The 1755-nt window shown below is 65.1% G+C and carries 2 protein-coding genes and 1 pseudogene; 1 reads left to right on the top strand and 2 read right to left on the bottom strand.

The genetic code is table 11. The features are described 5' to 3' along the window. Window positions 1–47: 47 nt before the first annotated feature. Together EN994_RS29840 and EN994_RS35545 are read right to left on the bottom strand one after the other, a co-directional pair. Entirely contained in the window at window positions 48–1322 is a 1275-nt protein-coding gene (locus EN994_RS29840) for an ABC transporter substrate-binding protein (protein ID WP_063167499.1), read from the bottom strand. A 27-nt stretch (window positions 1323–1349) separates the two neighbouring features. Further along, window positions 1350–1565, bottom strand: coding sequence for a maleylacetate reductase (locus tag EN994_RS35545; protein ID WP_164746348.1), 216 nt, complete (start codon window positions 1563–1565; stop codon window positions 1350–1352). Here EN994_RS35545 and EN994_RS36485 point away from each other — a divergent pair. Continuing rightward, window positions 1543–1662 (top strand): annotated as a pseudogene (locus EN994_RS36485) (maleylacetate reductase); the annotation flags it as partial. The gene EN994_RS35545 and the pseudogene EN994_RS36485 sit on opposite strands and share 23 nt — an antisense overlap. Between the last annotated feature and the right edge of the window lie 93 nt (window positions 1663–1755).

Here is a 1755-nt window from a genome sequence, read left to right as displayed (position 1 = left end):
TCCTTGGGTCGCGCCGAACGAGGGCGGCGCAGCCGCCCCCGGCAGCGTCAGGCCAGGGCTTCCATCTTGCCAGCGGTGGGAATCTCGGTAGCGCCGGCGTTCTCGACGGTCACCAGATCGAAGCCGCCACCGGCCTTCTTCCGCCACTGGCCGCCAACGAGCGGCGTCTTGCAGACGTTCTTCGCGGCGAAAGGCGGCAGTCCCGCACCGCTCCATGCCACTTTCCCCACCACCGTCGTCATGTCGGTGGCGGCTATGGCCGCCGCGATCGCCTCGGCATTGGTCGGATCCGAAACGCGCCCCATGACATTGGCCGCCACCTCGAACAGCGAATGGACAAAACCGATCGGCTGCGTCCAGGGGCGCCCGGTCTTGGCGGTGAAATCCGCCGCGATTTCCGCCGAGCTCTCGCCCGTCACGGACGATTTGAACGGATGCGAGGCCGACCACCAGACCTCGGATGAGAGGTTGTGGCCAGCATCGCCCAGCGTCTCGACCGATTGCGGAAAGAGGATCGCTTTGGCCACCGTTATCGCCTTGGGCTTGAAGCCCTGCTGGCGGGCCTGGTTCCAGAAGGTGGTGAAGTCCGGCGGAATGACCACACCGGTGACGATCTCGGCATTGGCCGCCTTGAAGGCGTTGACCTGCGCGGTGAAATCGTCCGACAGGTTCTGATAGCGGCCGGGATCGGCAAGGCTGAAACCGGCGGCATCGAGGCCCGGCTTCAAGCCGTTCTTCGGATCACCCCAGGCATTGCCGTCGGCATCGTTGGGGAACAGCCCTCCCACCTTGCCGTTGGTGGAAAGCTGCTTCCACATGCCGGTGTAGACGGCGATGATGTCCTCGAGACCCCAGAAATAGTGATAGGCGAAGTTGAAAGGCTTCCACGAGGACGGATCGGCCGGATTGCCCTGCTGGCCGATGAACCAGGGCTGCCACGGCGCCATCGTCGAGATCACCGGCACGCCCTCCGCCTCGCAGGTGGTGGCCACCGGATTGGTGTTCTCGGGCGTCGAGCCGACGAGCATCAGGTTGATCTCGTCATCGACGATCAGGCTCTTGGCTACCTCGGCCGCGCGGTTGGGGTTCGACTGGCTGTCCTTGACGATGACCTCGAAGTTCTTGCCCGCCTCGGAAGCGAGGAAGGCCTTGATGTTGTAGGCGTCGCTTTCCGCGAAGCCGGCGAGCGGCCCCGTCTGCGGCGAAACATAGCCCAGGCGGATCTTGGCGCCTTGCGCGATGGCCGGCGTCGCCAGGCGCGAACCGGCGAGCGCCAGGCCTGTCGCCGCCGAGGCTTTCAGTAGGCTGCGTCTTGTGATCATGTTTGGTTCCTCCCTCTTGTTTTGTTCTCAGTCCCCCGGACGGCGTCCCTCCCACGCCGCCTGAAGGAGTTCCCTTATCGATCCCGGATCAATCGGCCTTGGATTCGCATAGGCATTCTTCACCGCGATTGCCGCCGCGCGGTCGAGATCGGCCTCCTCGATGCCGATCGCCTTCAGGCTCAGCGGAGAGCCGACCGACTGTGCGAAATCCCAGAGCCCGCCGCACGCCGAAACCCACGCCATCCTGCTGCCCTACACGACCGCCTTCAACGAAGCGGCGGTGCCCGATCTGCTGCGCCCGATCGCTGAGGCATTCGGTGGTGGTTCGGCGGGCGGCGTGTCGAACGAGCCGCCGAAGACGTGCGCCAGCTTGTGATGCAGCGCCATCGAGACATAGCCGAGTGCGGTCGAGCAGCACCACGCCGCATAGAGC

Origin of the sequence: Mesorhizobium sp. M7A.F.Ca.CA.002.09.1.1 (assembly GCF_003998555.1) — a bacterium.
In the GTDB taxonomy this organism is placed as follows: Bacteria; Pseudomonadota; Alphaproteobacteria; order Rhizobiales; family Rhizobiaceae; genus Mesorhizobium; species Mesorhizobium ciceri.
This window is presented reverse-complemented; position numbering and strand designations above follow the sequence as displayed.

What these genes read in the sequence shown, in the direction of transcription:
- EN994_RS29840 (WP_063167499.1), bottom strand. Translation starts at nt 1,322, where the DNA reads ATGATCACAAGACGCAGCCTACTGAAAGCCTCGGCGGCGACAGGCCTG.
- EN994_RS35545 (WP_164746348.1), bottom strand. Translation starts at nt 1,565, where the DNA reads ATGGCGTGGGTTTCGGCGTGCGGCGGGCTCTGGGATTTCGCACAGTCG.